At 62.1% G+C, this 24096-nt stretch carries 20 protein-coding genes; 10 read left to right on the forward strand and 10 right to left on the reverse strand.

Going from position 1 to position 24096, the window contains the following annotated elements:
- Positions 1 to 6: 6 nt before the first annotated feature.
- The 4 genes from fmt to DQ397_RS17180 are packed head-to-tail and all read left to right on the forward strand — an operon-like array spanning position 7 to position 3969.
- Positions 7 to 939 (forward strand): methionyl-tRNA formyltransferase, encoded by a 933-nt coding sequence (fmt, locus tag DQ397_RS17165; protein WP_043207598.1) that lies wholly within the window; start codon positions 7 to 9, stop codon positions 937 to 939.
- Positions 936 to 2246, forward strand: a complete 1311-nt coding sequence (rsmB, locus tag DQ397_RS17170) for a 16S rRNA (cytosine(967)-C(5))-methyltransferase RsmB (protein WP_043207596.1) — start codon at positions 936 to 938, stop codon at positions 2244 to 2246. The genes fmt and rsmB overlap by 4 nt, the downstream gene beginning before the upstream one ends.
- A 22-nt stretch (positions 2247 to 2268) precedes the next feature.
- Positions 2269 to 3642: a Trk system potassium transporter TrkA gene (gene trkA / locus DQ397_RS17175; protein ID WP_043207594.1), complete on the forward strand. Its 1374-nt coding sequence runs from the start codon at positions 2269 to 2271 to the stop codon at positions 3640 to 3642.
- A gap of 12 nt (positions 3643 to 3654) precedes the next feature.
- Complete coding sequence (locus DQ397_RS17180; protein ID WP_043207591.1) at positions 3655 to 3969, forward strand: tetratricopeptide repeat protein; 315 nt, start codon at positions 3655 to 3657, stop codon at positions 3967 to 3969.
- A gap of 95 nt (positions 3970 to 4064) precedes the next feature.
- Here the strand turns inward: DQ397_RS17180 and DQ397_RS17185 are convergent, their stop codons facing one another.
- Both DQ397_RS17185 and DQ397_RS17190 read right to left on the reverse strand, forming a co-directional pair.
- The gene (locus tag DQ397_RS17185; protein WP_043207587.1) at positions 4065 to 4952 is read right to left on the reverse strand and encodes a lysophospholipid acyltransferase; all 888 of its coding nucleotides are present in this window, start codon (positions 4950 to 4952) and stop codon (positions 4065 to 4067) included.
- 41 nt (positions 4953 to 4993) lie between these two features.
- Positions 4994 to 5545 carry a DNA-3-methyladenine glycosylase I gene (locus tag DQ397_RS17190; RefSeq protein ID WP_043207586.1) on the reverse strand — a complete coding sequence of 184 codons (552 nt, stop codon included), beginning with the start codon at positions 5543 to 5545 and terminating at the stop codon, positions 4994 to 4996.
- Positions 5546 to 5632: 87 nt separating this feature from the next.
- On the opposite strand from DQ397_RS17190, the gene glyQ reads away from it, so the two are divergent.
- The 4 genes from glyQ to DQ397_RS17210 all read left to right on the forward strand — a co-directional run bounded on the left by glyQ (position 5633) and on the right by DQ397_RS17210 (position 9997).
- The gene (gene glyQ / locus DQ397_RS17195; protein WP_043207584.1) at positions 5633 to 6580 is read left to right on the forward strand and encodes a glycine--tRNA ligase subunit alpha; all 948 of its coding nucleotides are present in this window, start codon (positions 5633 to 5635) and stop codon (positions 6578 to 6580) included.
- Positions 6577 to 8631 carry a glycine--tRNA ligase subunit beta gene (glyS, locus tag DQ397_RS17200; protein ID WP_043207582.1) on the forward strand — a complete coding sequence of 685 codons (2055 nt, stop codon included), beginning with the start codon at positions 6577 to 6579 and terminating at the stop codon, positions 8629 to 8631. The genes glyQ and glyS overlap by 4 nt, the downstream gene beginning before the upstream one ends.
- A 3-nt stretch (positions 8632 to 8634) precedes the next feature.
- Complete coding sequence (gmhB, locus tag DQ397_RS17205) at positions 8635 to 9162, forward strand: D-glycero-beta-D-manno-heptose 1,7-bisphosphate 7-phosphatase (RefSeq protein WP_043207580.1); 528 nt, start codon at positions 8635 to 8637, stop codon at positions 9160 to 9162.
- 64 nt (positions 9163 to 9226) lie between these two features.
- Positions 9227 to 9997, forward strand: a complete 771-nt coding sequence (locus tag DQ397_RS17210) for a 1-acyl-sn-glycerol-3-phosphate acyltransferase (RefSeq protein ID WP_043207578.1) — start codon at positions 9227 to 9229, stop codon at positions 9995 to 9997.
- Positions 9998 to 10245: 248 nt separating this feature from the next.
- On the opposite strand, the gene DQ397_RS17215 is transcribed toward DQ397_RS17210, so the two are convergent.
- Together DQ397_RS17215 and DQ397_RS17220 are read right to left on the reverse strand one after the other, a co-directional pair.
- The gene (locus tag DQ397_RS17215) at positions 10246 to 11868 is read right to left on the reverse strand and encodes an MFS transporter (protein ID WP_043207576.1); all 1623 of its coding nucleotides are present in this window, start codon (positions 11866 to 11868) and stop codon (positions 10246 to 10248) included.
- A 96-nt stretch (positions 11869 to 11964) separates the two neighbouring features.
- On the reverse strand, positions 11965 to 13611 hold the full coding sequence (locus tag DQ397_RS17220; RefSeq protein WP_043207574.1) for a GMC family oxidoreductase: 1647 nt from the start codon (positions 13609 to 13611) through the stop codon (positions 11965 to 11967).
- Positions 13612 to 13848: 237 nt separating this feature from the next.
- On the opposite strand from DQ397_RS17220, the gene DQ397_RS17225 reads away from it, so the two are divergent.
- Positions 13849 to 14736, forward strand: coding sequence for a LysR family transcriptional regulator (locus DQ397_RS17225; RefSeq protein ID WP_043207572.1), 888 nt, complete (start codon positions 13849 to 13851; stop codon positions 14734 to 14736).
- On the opposite strand, the gene DQ397_RS17230 is transcribed toward DQ397_RS17225, so the two are convergent.
- From DQ397_RS17230 to DQ397_RS17240, 3 genes are read right to left on the reverse strand one after another with little or no spacing between them, the layout of a single operon-like run.
- Positions 14725 to 15543, reverse strand: coding sequence for a sulfite exporter TauE/SafE family protein (locus tag DQ397_RS17230; RefSeq protein WP_043207570.1), 819 nt, complete (start codon positions 15541 to 15543; stop codon positions 14725 to 14727). The genes DQ397_RS17225 and DQ397_RS17230 overlap by 12 nt on opposite strands.
- Entirely contained in the window at positions 15540 to 16820 is a 1281-nt protein-coding gene (locus tag DQ397_RS17235; RefSeq protein WP_043207567.1) for an FAD/NAD(P)-binding oxidoreductase, read from the reverse strand. The genes DQ397_RS17230 and DQ397_RS17235 overlap by 4 nt, the downstream gene beginning before the upstream one ends.
- Before the next feature lie 32 nt (positions 16821 to 16852).
- A complete protein-coding gene (locus DQ397_RS17240) occupies positions 16853 to 17737 on the reverse strand; it encodes an MBL fold metallo-hydrolase (protein ID WP_043207565.1) in 885 nt (294 codons plus the stop codon).
- 317 nt (positions 17738 to 18054) lie between these two features.
- Between DQ397_RS17240 and DQ397_RS17245 the strand changes: the two genes are divergently transcribed.
- Positions 18055 to 19359: a sigma-54-dependent Fis family transcriptional regulator gene (locus DQ397_RS17245; RefSeq protein WP_043207562.1), complete on the forward strand. Its 1305-nt coding sequence runs from the start codon at positions 18055 to 18057 to the stop codon at positions 19357 to 19359.
- 67 nt (positions 19360 to 19426) lie between these two features.
- On the opposite strand, the gene gyrB is transcribed toward DQ397_RS17245, so the two are convergent.
- The 3 genes from gyrB to dnaN are packed head-to-tail and all read right to left on the reverse strand — an operon-like array spanning position 19427 to position 24074.
- Positions 19427 to 21847, reverse strand: a complete 2421-nt coding sequence (gene gyrB / locus DQ397_RS17250; RefSeq protein ID WP_043214213.1) for a DNA topoisomerase (ATP-hydrolyzing) subunit B — start codon at positions 21845 to 21847, stop codon at positions 19427 to 19429.
- A 4-nt stretch (positions 21848 to 21851) separates the two neighbouring features.
- Positions 21852 to 22955 carry a DNA replication/repair protein RecF gene (gene recF, locus DQ397_RS17255; RefSeq protein WP_043214211.1) on the reverse strand — a complete coding sequence of 368 codons (1104 nt, stop codon included), beginning with the start codon at positions 22953 to 22955 and terminating at the stop codon, positions 21852 to 21854.
- 15 nt (positions 22956 to 22970) lie between these two features.
- On the reverse strand, positions 22971 to 24074 hold the full coding sequence (gene dnaN / locus DQ397_RS17260; protein WP_043214209.1) for a DNA polymerase III subunit beta: 1104 nt from the start codon (positions 24072 to 24074) through the stop codon (positions 22971 to 22973).
- Positions 24075 to 24096: the final 22 nt, after the last annotated feature.

The following is a 24096-nucleotide window of genomic DNA, read 5'->3' on the forward strand; positions in this document are numbered from 1 at the left end:
AACTCCATGCGCATCGTCTTCGCAGGCACCCCAGAGTTTGCCGCCGAACACCTCAAAGCCCTGCTCGACAGCCCCTACGAAGTGGTGGCCGTCTACACCCAGCCCGACCGTCCGGCTGGCCGTGGCCAGAAACTCATGCCCTCGGCGGTCAAGCAGCTGGCCGTTGAAAACGCCATCCCGGTGTACCAACCGCAGAGCCTGCGCAACGCCGAGGCCCAGGCGGAGCTTGCCGCGCTCAAGCCAGACCTGATGGTGGTAGTCGCCTACGGCTTGATCCTGCCTCAGGTGGTGCTGGATATCCCGCGCCTGGGCTGCATCAACAGCCACGCCTCTCTGCTGCCGCGCTGGCGCGGCGCCGCGCCTATCCAGCGGGCAGTCGAAGCCGGCGATGCCGAAAGCGGCGTGACCGTGATGCGCATGGAGGCCGGCCTGGACACCGGCCCCATGCTGCTCAAGGTCGTGACCCCGATCAGCGCCGAGGACACCGGCGGCACCCTGCACGACCGCCTCGCCCAGATGGGCCCAGGCGCCGTGGTGCAGGCCATTGCAGGCCTGGCAGACGGCAGCTTGCAAGGTGAGGTTCAGGATGACGCTCTGGCCACCTACGCCCACAAGCTGAACAAAGACGAAGCACGCATCGACTGGAAACGCCCAGCCATAGAGCTGGAGCGTCTGATCCGTGCTTTCAACCCGTGGCCGGTGTGCCACAGCACCCTGGACGGCGAGAGCGTCAAGGTCCTGGCTGCGCAGTTGTCCACAGGCAAGGGCAACCCTGGCGAGATCCTTTCCGCCAGCAAGGATGGCCTGGTGGTCGCCTGCGGCGAAGGCGCCCTGAGCCTGACCCGCCTGCAACTGCCGGGCGGCAAGCCGCTGGCCTTCAGCGACCTGTTCAACAGCCGCCGCGAGAAGTTCGCTAGCGGTAAGGTACTCGGCCAATGAATCCTCGCCTGGCCGCCGCCCGTGCCTTGGCCGCCGTGCTCAGCGGCAAGGCCTCGCTCAACAGCTCGTTGCCCGCGCAACTGGACAAGGTCGAGGAGCGTGATCGCGGCCTGGTCCAGGACCTAGCCTTCGGTACCGCCCGCTGGCAGCCGCGCCTGGATCTGTTGGCCGCCCAGCTGCTGCAAAAGCCCTTCAAGGCCGCCGATGCCGATGTTCAGGCCTTGCTGCTGGTCGGCCTGTACCAGCTGTTCTACACCCGCATTCCGGCCCACGCCGCCATTGGCGAAACCGTCGGTTGCGCCGACAAGCTCAAGAAGCCGTGGGCCAAAGGCTTGCTCAATGCCGTGCTGCGCCGCGCCCAGCGTGAAGGCGAGGCACTGCTCGCCGACATGGAGCGCGACCCGGTGGTGCGCACCGCTCACCCACGATGGCTGCAAAAGGCGCTCAAGGCATTCTGGCCGCAGCAGTGGGAAGCGATTTGCGCTGCCAACAACGCCCATCCGCCGATGATCCTGCGGGTCAACCGCCGCCACCACAGCCGTGACGCCTACCTGGCGCTATTGACCGAGGCCGGCATCAGCGCCAGCCCTTGCCAATACAGTCGCGATGGCATCCTGCTGGCCGAAGCCTGTGACGTGCGCGGCCTGCCAGGCTTTGCCGAGGGCTGGGTCAGCGTGCAGGACGAGGCCGCGCAACTGGCCGCCGACCTCATGGAACTGGCGCCCGGCCAGCGTGTGCTGGACGCCTGCTGCGCCCCGGGCGGCAAGACCTGCCACCTGCTCGAAGCCGAAGCCGGGTTGGCCGAAGTGGTCGCCATCGACCTGGAAGCCAAGCGCCTGGCGCGGGTGCGCGAGAACCTCGACCGCTTGCAGCTGGACGCCCAGCTGATCGCCTGCGATGCCCGCGACACCGCCAGTTGGTGGGACGGCGAGCCGTTCCAGCGCATCCTGCTCGACGCGCCCTGCTCGGCCACCGGCGTCATCCGTCGCCACCCGGACATCAAGCTGACCCGCCAGGCTGACGACATCCCGGCCCTGGCCGCGCTGCAAGGCGAGCTGCTCGATGCCCTGTGGCCGACCCTCGAAGTCGGCGGCATGCTGGTCTACGCCACCTGTTCGAGCCTGCCGACCGAAAACACCGAAGTGATCAAGGCCTTCCTCGCCCGCACCCCCGGTGCCCGCGAGCTGGACCTGGCACTCGAGGCCGGCCTGCGCCAGCCCCACGGCCGCCAGCTGCTGGCCCAGGAGGGCGGCCACGACGGCTTCTACTATGCCAAGCTGATCAAGATCGCCGCCTCGCGCGGATAAGCACAAGGACTAGGAGTAGCGGATGAAGATCATCATCCTCGGCGCAGGGCAGGTGGGCGGCACGCTGGCAGAGCACCTGGCCAGCGAAGCCAACGACATCACCGTGGTCGACACCGACGGCGACCGCCTGCGCGACCTGGGCGACCGCCTGGACATCCGCACCGTGCAAGGCCGCGGCTCGCTGCCTACGGTGCTGCGCCAGGCCGGTGCCGACGACGCCGACATGCTGGTGGCGGTAACCAACAGCGACGAGACCAACATGGTCGCCTGCCAGGTGGCCTATTCGCTGTTCCACACCCCGACCAAGATCGCCCGGGTGCGCGAGTCGGCCTACCTGACTCGTGAAGAGCTGTTCGACAACGACCACATCCCGGTGGATGTGCTGATCAGCCCGGAACAGGTGGTGACCAACTACATCAAACGCCTGATCGAGCACCCCGGCTCCCTGCAGGTGATCGACTTCGCCGACGGCAAGGCGCAACTGGTGGCGGTCAAGGCCTATTACGGCGGGCCACTGGTGGGCCAGCAACTGCGCCAGATCCGCGCCCACATGCCCAACGTCGATACCCGTGTGGCGGCCATCTTCCGTCGCGACCGCCCCATCACGCCGCGAGGCGATACGGTGATCGAAGCCGACGACGAAGTCTTCTTCATTGCCGCGCGCAAGGACATCCGCGCGGTGATGGGCGAGCTGCGCCGCATCGATGAAAGCAACAAGCGCGTGGTCATCGCCGGGGGCGGGCAGATCGGCGAACGCTTGGCCGAGGCCATCGAAAGCCGTTACCAGGTGAAGATCATCGAGATGAGCCCGACCCGCTGCCGCCATCTCTCCGACACCCTGGAAAGCACCGTGGTGCTGCAGGGCAGCGCCTCGGACAAGGACCTGATGCTCGAGGAGAACATCGCCGACGCCGACATCTTCCTGGCCCTGACCAACGACGATGAGGCCAATATCATGTCCTCGTTGCTGGCCAAGCGCCTGGGTGCACGCAAGGTGATGACCATCATCAACAACCCGGCCTATGTCGACCTGGTCCAGGGCGGCGATATCGACATCGCCATCAGCCCGCAGCTGGCTACCATCGGTACGCTGTTGGCCCACGTGCGCCGCGGCGACATCGTCAGCGTGCACTCGCTGCGCAGGGGCGCGGCGGAGGCCATCGAGGCGGTCGCGCATGGCGATGCCAAGTCGAGCAAAGTGATCGGCAAGGCCATCGAAGACATCGCCCTACCGCCAGGCACGACCATCGGCGCGATCATCCGCGACGAGCAAGTGCTGATCGCCCACGACGACACAGTGATCGAAGCGGGTGATCATGTGATCCTGTTCGTTGTGGATAAAAAGCACATCCGTGACGTGGAAAAGCTGTTCCACGTCGGCCTGAGTTTCTTCTAGGGAGAAAACGGCATGCGCGAATCGCTGGAAAAGATGCTGGCCAAGGGTGTGGATAACGCCCTGCTACGCTTTGGCCTGGGCAAGGCGTGGCTCGATGAAGGCAACGGTGCCGAGGCGGCGGTGCACTTGGCGCGCTGCGTGGAGCACGATCCGAAGTACTCGGCGGCCTGGAAGCTGCTGGGCAAGGCCTACCAGCTACAGGGCGACCTGGCGGCGGCGCGCAAGGCCTGGGAAGAGGGGATCGCGGCGGCGCAGGCCCACGGGGACAAGCAGGCCGAGAAGGAGATGGCGGTGTTCCTGAAGAAACTCGACAAGGCAGCAGGTTGACGCGGTCCCTATGGGGGCGGTAAAACCCGCTCCCACAGGGGCCCTGCTGAAACAGGCAGAGTTGTATGGAGCCTGTTCCAGCGGCGGTGGATAACTCAATACCAGCGCGCTTCGCCCGCCGGACGCTTCTTGAAGCGCTTCATGCTCCACATGTACTGGCTTGGATACTCGCGTACGTAACGCTCGACGACCTTGCTCATGGCGGCGGCCGCCACGGTCACATCCTCGCTGTACATCTCCTCGGGCGCAGCTTCCAGGAACACCTTGAAGCCAGAGCCATCCGGCAGACGCAGCGCATGCAGGAACACGCCTACCGCCTTGCCGCCCGCCAGCATGTTGGGCACGAACTTGCTGGTCAACGCCTGGGTGCCGAGAAATGGCACGAACACTCCAGCGGACTCGGCCGGCTCCGGGTCGGCCGGAATTCCCACCTGACCGCCCCGACGCACTTCCTTGATCACGCTGAGGATGCCTTCCTTGGTCGAAGGCGCCACGCGGTTACCCATCTGCACCCGCTGCTCGCGCAGCAGATCATCAACAGCTTTGAGCTTGGGTGGGCGGTAGAAGATGATCGGTTTGCACTGGCTGCAATAGAAGTGGTTCAACACCTCCCAATTGCCCAAGTGACTGGTGATGCCCACAACGCCCTTGCCCGAGGCCAGGGCCTGCTCCAGGACCTCCAGGCCATGCACTTCCTTGATCAGCTCCAGCGAGCGCTGGGGAGGCCAGATCCAGGCGCAGGCGCTTTCGACGAAGGACTTGCCGATGTCCTTCAGTGCACGACCCACGAGTTGCTCGCGCTCGGCCGGGTTCATTTCCGGGAAGCATTTGGCCAGGTTGATGCGCACCACATTGCGCGAACCGTTGGGGATCTTCCACATGAGCCAGCCGATACCCGCGCCGACCCGCTGCACTGCGCCCCAGGGCAGCTTGGCGAACAGTCGCAGCACCCCGACCATCAGGGCGCCTTTGAATTTTTCCACAGCCGGATTCCTTATTTCTGCAAGGCGGGCATTGTAACGCTTCAGCGCAGCAACGCGGCGTAGCGATCACAGTCGGTGGTGTGGTCCATGACCATGCCGGTGGCCTGCATGAAGGCGTAGCAGATGGTCGGTCCGACGAACGTGAAGCCGGCCTTCTGCAGGGCCTTGCTCATGGCCCGGGCCTCGTCGGTTACCGCTGGCACCTCGCCGCGCGTCTTGAAGTGGTTGATCCTGGGCGCGCCACCGACGAACGACCACAACCACTCGGCCGGGTTATCCACAGCCAGCCAGGCCTGGGCATTGCGCCGCGCGGCCTTGAGCTTGAGGCGATTGCGGATGATCCCCGCGTCGAGCATCAGCTCTTCGATCCGCTCGTCGCTCATCTGCGACAGCTTCACCGGGTCGAAGCCATGCAGTACCTCGCGGTAGCGCTCGCGTTTCTTCAATACCGTGATCCACGAAAGCCCGGCCTGGAACCCTTCGAGTAAAAGCATCTCGAAGAGCAACGCCGGGTCACGCTGAGGCGTTCCCCACTCCTGGTCGTGATAGGCCTGGTACAACGGATCGTCGGTACACCAGAAGCAGCGTGGCATAAGGCTCCATTCCATGGGTAGAGGGCGAGGCGAATCGGGTTATACTCCCGCTCTTTACATCCGCATCCCCAGATACAGGTGAATTTCGTGAGCCAGCCTACGCCAGCCGTGCGTACCTTCCAAGACCTCATCCTCGCCCTGCAGCAATACTGGGCGGAGCAAGGTTGTGTGGTGCTTCAGCCCTACGATATGGAAGTAGGCGCCGGCACTTTCCATACCGCCACTTTCCTGCGCGCCGTCGGCCCGGAAACCTGGAACGCCGCCTATGTGCAGCCTAGCCGTCGCCCAACCGACGGACGGTATGGCGAAAACCCCAACCGCCTGCAGCACTACTACCAGTTCCAGGTGGTGCTCAAGCCGAACCCGGCCAACTTCCAGGAGCTGTACCTCGGCTCGCTGAAGGCGATCGGCCTGGACCCGCTGGTCCACGACATCCGTTTCGTCGAAGACAACTGGGAATCGCCGACCCTCGGCGCCTGGGGCCTGGGTTGGGAAATCTGGCTCAACGGCATGGAAGTGACCCAGTTCACCTACTTCCAGCAGGTCGGTGGCATCGAGTGCTTCCCCGTTACCGGTGAAATCACCTATGGCCTGGAGCGTCTGGCCATGTACATCCAGGGCGTGGACTCGGTCTATGACCTGGTCTGGGCCGACGGCCCGTTCGGCAAGGTCACCTATGGCGACGTGTTCCACCAGAACGAAGTGGAGCAGTCGACCTACAACTTCGAGCACGCCAACGTCGAGAAACTGTTCGAGCTGTTCGACTTCTACGAAAGCGAAGCCAACCGCCTGATCAAGCTGGACCTGCCGCTGCCGACCTACGAAATGGTCCTGAAGGCGTCCCACACCTTCAACCTGCTCGACGCCCGCCGCGCCATCTCGGTGACCGAGCGTCAGCGCTACATCCTGCGCGTGCGTACCCTGGCCCGGGACGTGGCGCAAAGCTATCTGCAAGCCCGCGCACGCCTGGGCTTCCCGATGGCGACCCCTGAACTGCGTGACGAAGTGTTGGCTAAGCTGGAGGCTGCACAATGAGTGCTCAAGATTTTCTGGTCGAACTGGGCACCGAAGAGCTGCCACCGAAGGCCCTCGCCAGCCTCGGCGACGCCTTCCTGGCCGGCATCGAGAAAGGCCTGCAGGCCGCCGGCCTGAACTACACCGGCAAGCAGGTCTATGCTGCCCCGCGCCGTCTGGCCGTGCTGATCCGCCAGCTGGACGTGCAGCAGCCTGACCGCAGCATCAACATCGACGGCCCACCCCGCCAGGCCGCCTTCGACGCCGAGGGCAACCCGACCCAGGCCGCCCTGGGCTTCGCCAAGAAATGCGGCGTCGACCTGGCTGAGATCGACCAGAGCGGTGCAAAGCTGCGCTTCTCGCAGCACATTCCAGGCAAGGCCACCGCCAGCCTGCTGCCAACCATTGTCGAAGACTCGCTCAACGATCTGCCGATCCCCAAGCGCATGCACTGGGGCGCCAGCCGTGAAGAGTTCGTGCGTCCGACCCAGTGGTTGGTGATGCTGCTCGGCGACCAGGTCGTCGAATGCACCCTCCTGGCCCAGAAAGCCGGTCGCGAATCCCGTGGCCACCGCTTCCACCACCCGGAAAACGTGGTCATCACCACCCCGGCCAACTACGTCGAAGACCTGCGCAAGGCCTACGTGCTGGCCGACTTCGCCGAGCGTCGCGAGCTGATCGCCAAGCGCACCGCGGAGCTGGCGATGCAGCAGGAAGGCACAGCTGTCGTGCCGCCGGCGCTGCTGGACGAAGTGACCGCTCTGGTCGAATGGCCTGTGCCGCTGGTGTGCTCCTTCGAGGAGCGTTTCCTGGAGGTGCCGCAGGAAGCCTTGATCACCACCATGCAGGACAACCAGAAGTACTTCTGCCTGTTGGACAGCGAAGGCAAGCTGCTGCCGCGCTTCATCACCGTGGCCAACGTCGAGAGCCGTGATCCGAAGCAGATCGTGCTGGGCAACGAGAAGGTCGTGCGTCCGCGCCTGACCGACGCCGAGTTCTTCTTCAAGCAGGACAAGAAACAGCCGCTGGAAACCTTCAACGAGCGCCTGAAGAACGTGGTCTTCCAGGCTCAGCTGGGCACTGTCTACGACAAGGCCGAGCGCGTTTCCAAGCTAGCTGCGTTCATCGCTCCGCTGATTGGCGGCAATGCCCAGCGCGCAGGCCGCGCAGGCCTGCTGTCCAAGTGCGACCTGGCCACCGAGATGGTCGGCGAATTCCCTGAGATGCAAGGCGTTGCCGGCTACTACTACGCCCAGAACGATGGCGAGCCGGAAGACGTGGCCCTGGCGCTGAACGAGCAGTACATGCCGCGCGGTGCTGGCGCCGAGCTGCCGCAGACCCTGACCGGTGCCGCCGTGGCCATCGCCGACAAGCTCGACACCTTGGTCGGCATCTTCGGCATCGGCATGCTGCCGACCGGCAGCAAGGACCCCTACGCGCTGCGCCGTGCCGCCCTGGGCGTGCTGCGCATCCTGATCGAGAAGCAGCTGGACCTGGATTTGACCACCGCGGTCGAATTCGCCGTCAAGCAGTACGGTGCCAAGGTCAAGGCCGCCGGCCTGTCCGAGCAGGTGCTGGAGTTCATCTTCGACCGCCTGCGCGCGCGCTACGAAGACGAAGGCATCGACGTCGCCACCTACCTCTCGGTGCGTGCCCTCAAGCCGGGCTCTGCCCTGGACTTCGATCAGCGCGTGCAGGCCGTGCAGGCCTTCCGCAAGCTGCCTGAAGCCGAAGCCCTGGCCGCGGTGAACAAGCGCGTGTCGAACCTGCTGAGCAAAGCCGAAGGCGCCATCGCCGAGCACGTCGAGCCCAAGTACTTCGACAATGCCAACGAGTTCTCCCTGTATTCGGCCATCCAGCAGGCCGACCAAGCCGTGCAACCGATGGCTGCCGCGCGTCAGTACAGCGAGTCGCTGGCCCGCCTGGCCGCCCTGCGTGATCCGGTCGACGCCTTCTTCGAGGCGGTGATGGTCAACGCCGAAGATGCCAAGGTCCGCGCCAACCGTTATGCCCTGCTCAGCCGCCTGCGCGGCCTGTTCCTGGGCGTGGCCGACATCTCGCTGCTGGGGTAAGCCTTGAAACTGCTGATTCTTGATCGAGACGGAGTGATCAACCACGACTCCGACGCCTACATCAAGTCGCTGGATGAATGGATTCCCATTCCGGGCTCGATCGAGGCCATCGCGCAGTTGAGCAAGGCGGGCTGGACGGTGGCCGTGGCCACCAACCAGTCCGGCATCGCCCGCGGCTATTATCCGCTGGCGACCCTGGAGGCCATGCATGCGCGCCTTCGCGCGCTAGTGGCCGAGCAAGGGGGAGAGGTGGGTTACATCGTGCATTGCCCGCACGGCCCGGACGACGGTTGCGATTGCCGCAAACCCAAGCCTGGCATGCTGCGGGCGATTGCCGAGCATTATCAGGTCGATCTGGCTGGCGTCTGGTTTGTCGGCGACAGCAAAGGTGACCTGGAGGCCGCCCTGGCCGTCGATGCACAACCTGTGCTGGTGAAGACCGGCAAAGGACAAAGGACGCTGGAAAAAGGCGTTCCGCAAAACACTTTGATTTTCGACGATCTGGCAGCCATCGCCAGAGAACTAATTTAAGTAGTGCGCCCGCTGTGGCGCACTTTTCCTTAGGCGGGCAGGCCCCGCAACGGTACATGCCACTATGTCGATCCTGCAGGCGATCAGAATCTTTCTTTTTTACCTGCTGTTGGGCACCAGTTCGCTGCTGTGGTGCTCGCTGAGTTTCTTCGTCGCACCGTTTCTGCCGTTCCACAAGCGCTACCGGTTCATCAATGTTTACTGGTGCCGCTGCGCCGTATTCCTGGCACGGGTGATCTTGGGCATTCGCTACAAGGTGAGCGGCGCCGAGAATGTGCCCAAGGAGCCCTGCGTGATTCTGTCCAACCACCAGAGCACTTGGGAGACGTTCTTCCTGTCTGCCTATTTTTCGCCGCTGAGCCAGGTGCTCAAGCGTGAGCTGCTGTACGTGCCGTTCTTTGGTTGGGCAATGGCGATGCTTCGCCCGATCGCCATCGACCGGAAAAACCCGAAGGAGGCCCTGCGCCAAGTCGCCAGCAAGGGCGACGAGCTGCTCAAGCAGGGCGTGTGGGTACTGATCTTCCCCGAGGGCACCCGGGTCCCCCACGGACAGATCGGAAAGTTTTCCCGAGGCGGCACCGCCCTGGCGGTGAATGCCGGGCTGCCGGTGCTGCCGATCGCGCACAATGCAGGCAAGTTCTGGCCACGTGAAGGTTGGGGCAAGCGCCCGGGGACCATCGAAGTGGTGATCGGCGAGCCGATGTACCCGGTGGGCACTGGCCCGCGGGCGATCGCAGAGCTCAACGACCGCGCCCAGGCCTGGAACGAGGCGGCACAGCGGGCCATGGGATCGTTGCCGCCGGTGGCGGAAAGCCAGGCGGAACACAATGTTTGACGTTCTGTGGATAACTTGTGAGCAAGTTTTGGATCATTACCTCGAAATGCTACTTAAGTGATTGATTTAAAAGCTTATTTCTTTGTATGACCTTTTCTTGGAAATCGTGCATAAGTTTTTTCGCAGCATAAAAAAACCGGCTTTTACGCCGGTTTTTTGTGTCCGCAGCACCGCTGATAGCGTGAAGACTTGCGGGAGCGGATAAACCCGCTCCCGCAAACTACCCTGCGCGCGACCAAGGCCAGGCACTAGACCTTGTCGATATCCACATCCTTGGTCTCTTTCAGGCAGAACAGCCCCACCACCAGGCTCACCCCGGTAATCAGCACCGGGTACCACAGCCCATAGAAGATATCCCCGGTGTACACCACCAAGGCGAACGACACGGTCGGCAGGAAGCCACCGAACCAGCCATTGCCGATGTGATACGGCAGGGACATGGAGGTGTAGCGGATGCGGGTCGGGAACAGCTCGACCATTACTGCCGCCAGAGGCCCATAGGTCATGGTGGCAATCAGGATCATGGCGACGATCAGCACCACCACCATCACCTGGTTGACGCTCGCGGGATCCGCCTTGGCCGGGTAGCCAGCCTGCTCGATGGCCGAGCGCATGGCCGCCTCGTCAAACCCATCGATGCGCTGCTCGCCGATGGAGACCTGCACCGCAGATCCCGCTGGCGCATCCACCGAGCTGTACGGCAGGCCTTGCTTGACCAGGAACGTCTTGACCTTGTCGCAAGGGCTGTCGAAACGAGCCTTGCCCACCGGGTCGAACTGGAATGTGCAGCCTTGTGGATCGGCCGTGACGACGATCGGCGCCTGCCGGCTGGCCGCATCGATTTGTGGGTTGGCGTAGTGGCTCAGGGCCTTGAACATCGGGAAGTACAGCACCGTGGCCAGTAGCAGGCCGATCATCAGGATCGGCTTACGCCCCACTCGGTCGGACAACCAGCCGAAGAACACGAAGAACGGCGCACCAATCACCACGCTGATGATCAGCAGGGTATTGGCCTGGGCCGGGTCCATCTTGAGCATCTGGGTCAGGAAGAACAGCACATAGAACTGCGCCGTGTAGAAGGTCACGGCCTGGCCGGCGTTGATACTGAACAGAGCGGTCAACACGACCTTGAGGTTCGGCCAGGAGGTGAAAGATTCGCGGATCGGCGATTTGCTGACCTTGCCTTGGGCCTTCATCTTCACGAAGGCGGGCGACTCTTCCATGCTCATGCGGATCCACGTGGAGATCGCCAGCAAGAAGATCGACAACAGGAATGGCAACCGCCAGCCCCAAGCCTCGAATTGGTCACCACTGATGTAGCGGCTGCCCAGCACGACGACCAGCGAAAGCAGCAAACCAAGCGTTGCGGTGGACTGGATGAACCCGGTATGAAAACCACGCTTGCCAGGCGGTGCGTGCTCGGCGACGTAGGTTGCTGCGCCGCCATACTCACCGCCCAGAGCCAGGCCCTGAAGCATGCGCAGCACCACCAAGATGATGGGTGCGGCGATGCCGATGCTGGCATAGGTGGGCAATAGACCAACGGCGAAGGTCGACAGGCCCATCAGCACGATGGTCACCAGGAAGGTGTACTTGCGCCCGATCATGTCACCCAGGCGGCCGAAGACCAGCGCGCCGAACGGGCGGACCAGAAAGCCGGCTGCAAAGGCCATAAGCGCGAAGATGAACGCCGTGGTGTCGTTGACCCCTGCAAAAAACTGCTTGCTGATCACCGCCGCCAATGCGCCATAGAGAAAAAAGTCATACCACTCGAACACCGTCCCGAGGGATGACGCGAAAATGATCTTACGTTCCTCACGTCGGCTGACCGTGCTGGCAGCCGTACCTTGCTCTTGGATGTAATCCGACATCGTTGCTGTCCTCGGCCCGCAGGCCACAGTGATTATTGTTGTTTTCCACTGTCGGCGGCCTCTGACCGCAAGCCGCCGGTGTTGCACGCACCCGGGTCAGGGCGTCGGTATCGCGGTGTCGCTGAGGTTGGTCTGGGTGAGAGCCCCCTTGAGGATCAGTTGCGCCGCCTTCTCGGCGATCATCAACGTGGGTGAGCAGGTATTGCCCGAAACGATCTGCGGCATGATCGAGGCATCGGCTACCCGAAGGCCCGGCACGCCATGAACGCGCAGCTGGTTATCCACAACGTCCAGTGGGCCGCTGCCCATGCGGCAGGTGCCCACGGGATGGAAGATAGTGGTGCCGATCTTGCCGGCAGCCTCGTGCAATTGTTGTTCAGTCTGCAGTGCCGGGCCTGGCAGGTACTCACGCGGATCGAATGCTGCCAGGGCAGGGGCCTGAACGATGCGCCGAGTGATGCGAATGGCATCGGCGGCGACTTTGAGGTCTTGCGGATCACTCAGGTAATTGGGATCGATCAATGGCGCAGCAAGCATGTCCGCGCTGCGGATATCGATGCGCCCACGGCTGACCGGGCGCAGGTTGCAGACCGAGGCGGTGAACGCCGGGAAGCGGTGCAGCGGCTCGCCGAAGCGCTCCAGCGACAAGGGTTGTACGTGGTATTGCAGGTTGGCGGTGGCCTGCTCAGGGCCCGAACGCACGAAGGCACCCAGCTGGCTTGGCGCCATGGCCAACGGGCCACTGCGGTCATAGAGGTAGCGCAGGCCCATGCCCATCTTGCCCCATAGACTGTTGGCCATCTGATTGAGCGTGCGGGTGTTGCGGATCTGGTAGATCAGGCGCAGTTGCAGGTGGTCCTGCAGGTTGCCGCCCACACCCGGCAGCTCATGACGAACCCCGATACCTAACCCCTCGAGCAACTTGCGCGGCCCGATGCCAGAGCGCTGCAGGATGCCAGGCGAGCCGACCGAACCGGCGCACAGAATGATCTCCCGGCGCGCCTTGAATGCCTGCCAGGCCCCTTGCCAGCGGGCCTTGACCGCTGAGGCCCGAGCATTTTCGAGGATGATCTGGTCGACCTGAACACCGGTGAGCACCGTGAGGTTCGGACGCCCTTGCACCGGCCGGAGGAAGGCCTTGGAGGCGTTCCAACGCACACCGCTGCGTTGATTGACCTGAAAGTATCCACAACCTGCGTTGTCGCCGGTATTGAAATCCGCCACCTTGGCGATGCCGCTCTGCTCGGCCGCATCGCGGAAGGCATCGAGGATCGGCCAGCTGTAGCGCTGCTGTTCGACACGCCATTCGCCCTCGGCGCCATGGCTGTCGCTGGCACCGGCGAAGTGACACTCGCTGGCCTTGAACAACGGCAACACATCCTTCCACGCCCAGCCGTCATTGCCTTGTTCGGCCCAGCGGTCGTAGTCGGCTGCCTGGCCGCGCATGTAGATCATGCCGTTGATCGAGGAGCACCCACCCAACACCTTGCCCCGGGGATACCCCAGGCTGCGACCACCCAAGCCTGGCTGCGCCTCGGTCTTGAAGCACCAGTCGGTGCGTGGGTTGCCGATGCAGTAGAGGTAACCGACGGGAATGTGAATCCAGGGGTAGTTGTCGCGGCCACCCGCTTCGAGCAGCAGCACGCGGCAGGACGGGTCGGCGGACAAGCGGTTGGCCAGCAAGCAACCGGCTGGACCGGCACCGACGACCACATAGTCGAAGACTGAATCGGCTGATGGCATGTGAAACCTCGCGCCTGATTTTTATTCTTGTCCCTGACCATCTTATTGATTAATTTCGAGGACGAAACACGAGATTTCGCGCAGCCGCTGTGCGTTTTAGCACAGCGCTATACCTGAGCCGGCCCTTCGCGGGTAAACCCGCTCCCATAGGTTATCGCCGAACTCAGGATCGGCGGAGAACCTGTCGGAGCGGGTTTACCCGCGAAAGGGCCAGCGCGAACAGCCAAAAGGATCAGCATGTTCGACTGGAACGATCTGCGGTTTTTCCTCGAGTTGCAGCGCAGCAGCCGTTTGCTCAGCGCCGCCAAACGCCTCAACACCACCCACAGCACCGTGGCTCGGCATATCGAGAGCATCGAGCAGAGCCTGGGTACTGCGCTGTTCGTCCAGCACGCTCAGGGTTATGAACTCACGCCGTCCGGACAGGCTCTGCTCAAGCATGCCGAAGCCATGGAGAATGTGGCCTTGCTCGCTCAGGAAGAGATCACCCAGGCCATCACGCCATTGGGCAAGATCCGACTGGGGGTCACCGAGGGCATCGGCATCATGTTCTTCACCCCACGTATGAACGCCCTGTTCGAGCGCTACCCGGGGCTGGAAGTGGAACTGGTGGCGGTGCCGCGGTTCGTCAGCATCCTCAACCGGGAAGCAGAGATCAGCATCCACCTGGAGCGACCCAGCGCAGACCTGCTGATCACTCGCAAACTCACCGACTACCGCCTGGCGCTGTACGCCAGCCAGGCGTACCTGGATCGGGCGCCGCCGCTGCGCAACCGTGAGGACCTGGCCCGGCATAGCTGGATCGGCTATGTCGACGATCTGCTGTTCAGCCAAGAGCTGCTGTTTCTCAACAGTTTCTGCCGGGCGCCCAACGTGGTGTTCCGAAGCACCAGCGTGATCGCCCAGCAGCATGCCGCACGCGCCGGGCTGGGCATTGCCGTGCTGCCCAATTACATGGCCCGCCATGACCCCTCGCTGGTGCGGGTGCTGCCCAGTGAAACCATCCAGCGCAGCTACTGGATCTGCACCCGACGGGAGCTACACAAGTCGGTGCGCCTGCGGGTGGTCTGGGACTACCTGCTGGCCTTGTGCAACGCGGAGCAGGACGAACTGCTAGCCGAGTAGCGCCTTGCCCGCCAACAGCAATGCAGCGCCGATCCCCGTCACGGCAAATAACTGCTGCAGGCGTGGCCCGGCCAGCTTACTCGCCAGGGGCCGGGCCAGCAGCAGACCCAACACAGCCCCGACAGCAAACGGCGCGCCCACTGCCCAGTGCATGACACCGGCCAGGCTGGCGCTGACCACGCTGCCTGTGGATACCAGGGCGATCACCGCCAGGGAAGTGCCAACGATGCTCTTCATGTCCAGGTTGGTGTAGCGGTTCAGGGCCGGAATGATGACGAAGCCGCCACCGACGCCCAGCAGGCCGGACAGCAGCCCAGACAGCACACCGGTAAACGCCAGCGCGCGAGCACAAGGCAGGGTCCAGCGTAAGCGCCCCTGCAACGGGTTGAGCACGCAGGGCATGATCTGGCGCTCACCGCAGGCCGGTTCGCCGCGCAGTTCACGGCCGGCTTTGCGCCAAATGCGCTGGCAGGCATAGACCAACACGCCAGCGAACACCAACGCCAATGGCGTATTGGGCAGACGGTGCGCCAGCATCAGGCCGAGCGGTGCCGCGATGACCCCGAGGGCCGCGATGAACAACGCCGCACGGTAGCGCACCACCCCCTTGCGCAAACCCAGCACGGCGCCGACCCCGGCTGCCAACCCCACGGCGAGCAAGCCGATGGGCGCCGCTTCGACCATCGACAAACCGAGACCGAACACCAACAGGGGTACGGCAAGGATGCCCCCACCGGCACCAGTGAGTGCCAGCACGGCCCCAATGATCGCGCCGAGCCCAGCTCCGATCAGTTGATGTTCGATCACTGCCCGACCTCAGCCACCAGCGGTTGAGGTCGCGCCAACCATTCACGACCTTTGAGCATGCCTTTCCAGTACAACGGCGGGAGTATCTGCGCCTTGAGCAGCCAGGCCAGGCGAGTGGGCTGGCGACCATCGAGCAACCAACGCGGAAAGCTCGGCGCCACCTTGCCGCCGTAGGTGAACTCGGCAAGCACGATCTTCCCGCGCTCGACGGTAAGCGGGCAGGAACCATACCCATCGTATTGGGCGAGGGTGGGCAGGCGTCCCAGCGCAACTAGCACATTGTTAGCCACCACCGGCGCTTGCTTGCGCGCCGCAGCGGCGGTCTTGGCATTGCTGGTGTTGGTGACATCTCCCAGCGCATGGATGTTGGTGAATTGGCGGTGGCGAAGCGTGGCGGGGTCCACATCGACCCAACCGGCAGCATCGACCAGCGGGCTCTGACGAATGAAGTCCGGCGCGACTTGCGGGGGCACCACATGCAGCATGTCGAAAGCCTCGACGCGGGTCTCGCTGCTGCCATCGGGCAATGTGCGCACGAAAGTCGCACGCTTGTTCGGGCCATCCACCGCCACCAGGCGATGGCTGTAGTTGAGGTCCACAGCGTACTTGTCGATGTAAGCCATCAGGGCCGGAACATAGTCAGGCACGCCGAACAGCACCGCGCCGGCATTGAAGAAACGGGCCTTGATCGCGCCCAGGTGGCCTTGGCGCAACCAATGGTCACAGGACAGGTACAACGCTTTCTGGGGCGCACCGGCACACTTGATTGGCATTGGCGGCTGAGTGAAGAGGGCACTGCCTTTTTTCAGGTTCTGCACCAACTGCCAGGTGTAGGGTGCCAGGTCATAGCGGTAGTTGGAGGTGACGCCGTTGCGGCCCAAGGTGTCGCTTAGACCTTCGATGGCGTTCCAGTCGAGCTTGAGGCCCGGGCAAACCACCAATTGCTCGTAGCTGACGGCGCGACCGTCTTCGAGCATGACCAGTTGCGCCTGGGGATCGAAGCGCTCGACCCGCGCCTTGATCCAGCGTACGCCACGCGGAATGGTCGAGGCCATGGTCCGGGCTGTGCTCGGGGCATCGAACACGCCCGCGCCGACCATGGTCCAGCCAGGCTGGTAGTAATGCACATCGGCCGGATCGATCACGGCGATGTCCAGGGATGGGTCGCGGCTGATCAGGCTGGAGGCGGTAGCGATACCGGCGGCGCCGGCTCCGACAATGACCACCTTGTGATGGTCAGCGCATGAAGAGTCGGCAGGGGACTGCAAGGCAGGCATGGCGGTGTTTCCTTGGAATAGTCGTTATGTGTTCAGAGCACGTTCAGCGGAATCTTCAGATAGCTCACGCCATTGCCCTCAGGCTCGGGGAACTGGCCGCTGCGCATGTTGACCTGCACCGAGGGCAGGATCAGCACGGGCATCTCGAGTGTGGCGTCACGGGCTTCGCGCATGGCCACGAAGTCGTCCTCGCTGATACCTTGGTGGATGTGGATGTTGCTGGCGCGCTGTTCGGCAACGGTCGTGACGAAGCGCATCTCCCGACCACCTGGCAGGTAGTCGTGGCACATGAACAGCTGAGTCGTGTCAGGGAAGGCCAGCAGGCGGCGGATCGAGCGATACAGCGTGCGCGCATCGGCGCCGGGGAAATCACAGCGCGCAGTGCCGTAGTCCGGCATGAACAGCGTGTCCCCTACAAACACCGCCATCTCGCCACTGTCCTCCACCACGTAGCTCATGCACGCCGGTGTATGCCCTGGCGTATGCAGGGCACGGGCACGCAGGTTGCCGATCAGGAAGATCTCCTCGTCTTCGAGCAGTACATCGAACTGGCTGCCATCCCGGGCAAAGCCTGGCGCTTCATTGAACAGTTCGCCGAAGGTCTTTTGCACTTGGGTGATGAGGGCGCCGATCGCTACATGTCCGCCCAGCTTTTCCTTCAGATAGGCCGCTGCGGAGAGGTGGTCGGCGTGGACATGGGTTTCCAAGATCCATTGGACCTGGGCACCCAACGCCTGTACCCGGGCGATCAAGGCATCGGCCGATTCGGTGCTGGTACGGCCCGATTTGGGATCGTAATCCAATACGCTGTCGATCAGCGCGCACTGGCCGGAGCTTCGGTCCAGAACGAGGTAACTGATGGTAGAGGTCACCTTGTCGTACAAGGCTTCCACATGAAGGTTGCTGCCGATGATCATTGCACGTCTCCAGATTTATCCACCGCGCCTTCTAGAGGCGTAGGCAGTATTTGGAGGTTTATCAAGATGCATGCCAGTCAGGCGCAGTGGGCAGCGCTGGCTGTTACGCAGACGCGGTGGTGTCGGGAAGGCCAGTAAAAACAGGGAATTCATGGTGAACCCATTGCATCCGGAGCACGGATGACGCGAGCCAGGGTTCCCTCTGAACCACCAGGATCTGCCATGCCTGTCAGCCTCCTTGGCAGTCGACTGTCAGCCAATGGCAGTGTTTGGCAGTCCCTGTTAACCTCGCCGGGTACTTGCCACCGGTCACCGTCATGTCCGTGTTTAGTGTGTCAGCCCAGCATCCCGCCATCCTCGCCCTGGTGTCTTACCTGGAACACGATGTGCTGCCCAGCATCATTCTGGACACCGACTACAACATCCTCGCGGCCAATGCGGCCTATCGCCGTCAGTTCGGCAAGGATGATCACGCCCCTGTGGGAGAGAAATGCCACCGGGTTTCCCACCACTATGCGGTGCCATGTGACCAGGCGGGCGAGCATTGCCCCTTGCGCAAGGCGTGGGACAGCAAGGTGCCGGAGCGGGTTTTGCACATCCATCACACGCCTCGCGGGCCTGAGCATGTGGACGTAGAACTTCGACCGATCCTGGATGAACAGGGCGGGGTGGTGGCCTTCGTCGAACGGCTCACCAGCGTGACGCTTGCCTCGGCGCAACCTCAGGAGCAAGGGCTGGTAGGTCGATCAGCAGCATTCAAGACAGCCCTGGCGAGCCTGCAGCGGGCAGCGCCAGCGCAGATCCCGGTGTTGCTGCAAGGCGAGTCCGGTACTGGCAAGGAGCTGTTCGCCCGTGCCTTGCATCTGGGCAGCCCTCGGGCCAATGGCCCCTTGGTAGTGGTCGATTGTACGGGCCTCACCGAATCGCTGTTCGAAAGCGAGTTGTTCGGGTACGAGAAGGGCGCCTTCACCGGTGCCACCCAACGCAAGATCGGCCTGGCCGAAGCAGCCCATGGTGGCACCCTGTTTCTCGATGAGATTGGCGAAGTCCCCCTGGCAATGCAGGTGAAGCTGCTGCGCCTGATCGAGTCCGGCAGCTTCCGGCCCGTGGGCAGCACCCGTACGGTCCACTCCGATTTTCGCCTGGTCTCGGCGACCCACAAGCCTCTAAAGGAAATGGCCGCCGCCGGTACCTTCCGCGAAGACCTTTACTATCGCATCAGCGGCTTCCCCATCCGTTTGCCCGCCCTGAGAGAGCGCGTGGAAGACCTGCCATTACTGGCCGAGAGCCTGCTGCAGCGCATGGGTAAGCAATCACCGAAGTTGCTACCCGAAGCCCTCCAACGGCTGAGCATGCACCCCTTCCCGGGGAACATCCGCGAATTACGCAACATCCTCGAGCGGGCACGCCTGTTTGCCGATGAAGGCCTGATTCGACCTGAGCACCTACCGGAGGACATCGGCCCGACGGCAGCTCAAGGTTTACGTCGTCGCAGTCGCAATGAGCTGGGCGACTTGGCCCAGGCCTTGGAAAACTTTCGCGGGTCACGCAGTGAACTGGCCCGTCATTTGGGCATGAGTGAGCGGACGTTGTATCGACGCCTGCGTGAATTGGGGCTGTAGGTTCTACGAGCCCATAAACAAAAAGCCCCGGCAATGCCGGGGCTTTTTGTTTATGCGGTGGACCTGATCAGAAGTCCAGGTTCGATACCGACAAGGCGTTGCTTTCGATGAAGTCACGGCGCGGCTCGACTGCATCACCCATCAAGGTGTTGAACAGCTGGTCGGCAGCGATCGCGTCTTCGATGGTTACCTTCAGCATCCGGCGTACGGTTGGGTCCATAGTGGTCTCCCACAGCTGATCCGGGTTCATCTCACCCAGACCTTTGTATCGCTGGATGGTGTGACGCTTGGCGGTTTCGTTCATCAGCCAATCCAGGGCTTCCTTGAACTCAGTGACCGCCTTGCGACGCTCGCCCCGCTGCACGTAGGCACCTTCGCCGAGGAGGGTGCTGAGCTTGGCGCCAATGGCGACTACAGTGCGGTAGTCGTTGCTGCCGAAGAAGTCACGATTGAAGGTGACGTAGCTGGCCAACCCGTGGGAGGTGATTTCCACTTCCGGCAGCCAGAGGTTGCGTTCCTTGTCTTCGCGCAGGCTGGCCTGGTAGGTGAGGCCGGACTTCTGGCTGTTGCTCAGACGCTCCTGGAACTGCGCCAGCCAGGTCTGCATAACAGCTTGGTTGGCCAGTTGCTCCAGGGTGACTTCCGGCAGGTAGATGAAGTGCTCGGTAAGCTCTTCAGGATACAGACGCGAAAGACGCTTGAGCGTTTTCATCACGGAACGGAATTCGTTCACCAGGCTTTCAAGCTGAACGCCGGAAACCGCTGGCGCCGATTCGTCCAGGTGCAGGCTGGCATCTTCCAGGGCCGACTGCGTCATGTACTCCTCCATGGCGTCGTCGTCCTTGATGTACTGCTCTTGCTTACCTTTCTTCACCTTGTACAGCGGTGGCTGGGCGATATAGATGTAGCCGCGCTCGACCAGCTCTGGCAGTTGGCGGAAGAAGAAGGTCAGCAGCAGGGTACGGATGTGCGAACCGTCAACGTCAGCATCGGTCATGATGATGATGTTGTGATAACGCAGCTTGTCGATGTTGTACTCTTCACGGCCAATACCGCAGCCCAGGGCAGTGATCAAGGTGCCCACTTCCTGGGAGGAGATCATCTTGTCGAAACGCGCTTTCTCGACGTTGAGGATCTTACCCTTGAGCGGCAGGATCGCCTGGGTGCGACGGTTACGACCTTGCTTGGCCGAGCCACCCGCGGAGTCACCCTCCACCAGGTACAGTTCGGAAAGGGCAGGGTCCTTTTCCTGGCAATCAGCGAGTTTGCCTGGCAGGCCTGCGATGTCCAATGCACCTTTGCGGCGGGTCATCTCACGTGCCTTGCGCGCTGCTTCACGGGCGCGGGCAGCATCGATCATCTTGCCGACCACCGCCTTGGCTTCGTTGGGGTTTTCCAACAGGAAGTCGGCAAAGTACTTGTTCATCTCCTGTTCCACGGCGGTCTTCACCTCCGAGGAAACCAGCTTGTCCTTGGTCTGCGAGCTGAACTTCGGATCCGGCACCTTGACCGAGATGATCGCGGTCAGACCTTCACGGGCATCGTCGCCAGTGGTCGCGACCTTGTTCTTCTTGGCCAGACCTTCCTGTTCGATGTAGTTGTTCAAGCTACGGGTGAGCGAGGAGCGGAAACCGACCAGGTGGGTACCACCGTCACGCTGCGGAATGTTGTTGGTGAAGCACAGCAGGTTTTCGTTGAAGCTGTCGTTCCACTGAAGGGCGACTTCGACACCCACACCGTCGTCACGTTGAACATTGAAGTGGAACACCTGGGAGTTGACCGGGGTCTTGTTGGTGTTCAGGTATTCGACGAACGCGCGCAGGCCACCTTCATACTTGAAGAACTCTTCCTTGCCGGTACGTTCATCCTTGAGCAGGATGCCGACGCCCGAGTTCAGGAACGACAGTTCGCGAATACGCTTGGCAAGGATGTCCCAGCTGAAGTGGATGTTCTTGAAGGTTTCGGCCGAAGGCTTGAAGTGAATATGTGTACCGGTAGTTTCACTCTCACCGACCACTGCCATCGGGGCTTGTGGAACACCGTGAACGTACGTCTGTTCCCAGATCTTGCCACTACGGCGAACGGTCAGTACCAGCTTCTCGGACAGGGCGTTCACAACGGAAACACCTACACCGTGCAGGCCGCCCGAAACCTTATAGGAGTTGTCGTCGAACTTACCGCCCGCATGGAGGACGGTCATGATGACCTCAGCTGCCGAGACACCTTCTTCTTTGTGCACGTCGACAGGAATGCCGCGACCGTTGTCGCGAACACTAATGGATTCGTCCGGGTGAATGATGACAGTGATGTCGTCGCAATGACCCGCGAGGGCTTCGTCGATCGAGTTGTCGACCACCTCGAAGACCATGTGGTGCAGGCCGCTGCCATCATCGGTGTCGCCAATGTACATGCCGGGGCGTTTGCGCACGGCATCCAGTCCTTTCAGCACCTTGATGCTGGAGGAGTCGTACGTTTGATTTTCGCTCATGCCTTCACTCCCGATGGTCGTGGGTCTGGGTGATACGGCCTTGTTCCACGTGGAACAAAGCAACTGGCGTTTCCGTCTGCCAGCCTTCCCTCAGTAATTCGTGATCTACACAGGTGATAAAAACCTGGCAGTGTAATTCTTCAAGCAAGCGACATAGCGCGAGACGATGCTGCTCATCCAGTTCGGACGGCAAGTCATCCACGAGATAAATACAATGACCGCGGCGTGCTTGGCTGACGAGGTGGCCCTGGGCAATCCGCAAGGCGCAGACCACCAGTTTCTGCTGACCTCGGGACAAAATGTCGGCGGCATTGTTTGCGCCCAATCGCAGACGCAAATCAGCACGCTGCGGCCCCGCCTGGGTGTGCCCGATTTGCTGATCGCGAAGAAGAGAGGAGGCGAGTACTTCGTTGAGTTCCCGGTCCTTGTCCCAGCCTCGGTAGTAGCTCAGGGTTAACCCGTCCAGCTCAACCAGTTCACTCAGGGTTCGCTCGAAGACAGGCTTCAAGGCCTTGATGTAATTGCGACGGTATTCATCTATCTCCGCACTGGCCAGGCATAACTCCCGGTCCCAGGCGGCTTGCGAAGCAGCGTCAAGTGTACCATGACGCAACCATGAGTTCCGCTGCCGCAGCGCCTTCTGGAGGCGCTGCCAGGCAGTCATGAATCGAGGTTCCACGTGGAACACTCCCCAATCCAGAAACTGCCGACGCACTTTCGGGGCACCCTCAAGCAGGCGGAAGCTGTCCGGGTTGATGAGCTGCAGCGGCAGTAGTTCAGCGAGTTGAGCTGTACTGCGCGCATTCTGCCCATCGATACGGATAGTGAAATCGCCCTGACGATCCCGCGATATTCCTAGATTGCTCGTTCCGCCTTCGACAAGCTGAACCTCTCCAAATACGGTGCAGGTAGGCTGCTCGTATTGAATGACCGGGTTCAGACGTGTACTGCGAAAGGAACGGGCGAGCCCCAACAGATGCACAGCTTCGAGCACGCTGGTCTTGCCGCTGCCGTTGGCGCCGTAAAGGATGTTGATGCGGGGGGAGGGAGAGAGGGTCACCGGGTGCAAGTTGCGCACCGCGGTGACCATGATACGTCGAAGTGACATTTGGCCTGCTACAGGTTACAGACGCATCGGCATGACGACGTAAGAAGAGTCATCGTTGCCGGCTTCCTGAAGCAGGGCGCTGCTATTGGAGTCGGACAGAATCAGGCGAACCTGCTCCGTGGTCATCACGCCCAACACGTCGAGCAGATAGCTGACGTTGAACCCGATCTCAAGCGAGCTGCCGTTGTAATCGACGCTGATTTCTTCCTCAGCCTCTTCCTGCTCCGGGTTATTCGCCTGGATCTTCAATTGGCCCGAAGCCAGTTGCAGACGAATGCCACGGTATTTCTCGTTGGAAAGGATGGCAGTACGGCTGAAGGCTTCTCGCAGGGCCTGGCGATCGCCGATCACCAGCTTGTCACCACCTTTTGGCAGCACACGCTCATAGTCCGGGAACTTGCCGTCTACCAGCTTGGAAGTAAAGGTGAACTCACCGGTGGTCGCACGAATATGGTGCTGACCCAGAACGATGCTGACCATGCCTTCCGGATCGGTGAGCAGACGCGCCAGCTCGAGAATACCCTTGCGTGGCACGATGACTTGGTGGCGTTCGGCCTGGCCAATGGCGGCTTGCATGGAGCACAGCGCCAGACGGTGACCGTCAGTGGCAACCGCTCGGAGGGTATCGGTCGACACTTCCAACAGCATGCCGTTGAGGTAGTAACGCACGTCCTGCTGAGCCATGGCGAAGCTGGTGCGCTCGATCAAGCGACGCAGCTTGCTCTGTTCCAGGTTGCAAGTCAGCGAGCCAGGACCTTCCTCGACGGTCGGGAAGTCATTGGCCGGCAGCGTCGAGAGGGTAAAACGGCTGCGCCCGGCCTTGACCAGCAACTTCTGCTCGTCGACCTTGATATCGATCAGAGCGTCGCTCGGCAAGCTCTTGCAGATATCCATCAGCTTGCGCGCTGGGACAGTGATCTCGCCCGGCTCGGCCGGCTCTTCCAGTTGCACACGGCCAACCAGCTCGACTTCCAGGTCGGTACCGGTCAACGACAGTTGCTGGCCTTGCACGACCAACAGCACATTGGACAGGACCGGCAAGGTCTGGCGGCGCTCGACGACGCCTGCGACCAGTTGCAGGGGTTTCAACAGGGCTTCGCGTTGAATGGTGAAATGCATGGTCTAGTCCCTTGCCTTCAAT

Source organism: Pseudomonas sp. CK-NBRI-02 (genome assembly GCF_008124495.1).
Taxonomy (GTDB): Bacteria; Pseudomonadota; Gammaproteobacteria; order Pseudomonadales; family Pseudomonadaceae; genus Aquipseudomonas; species Aquipseudomonas guariconensis.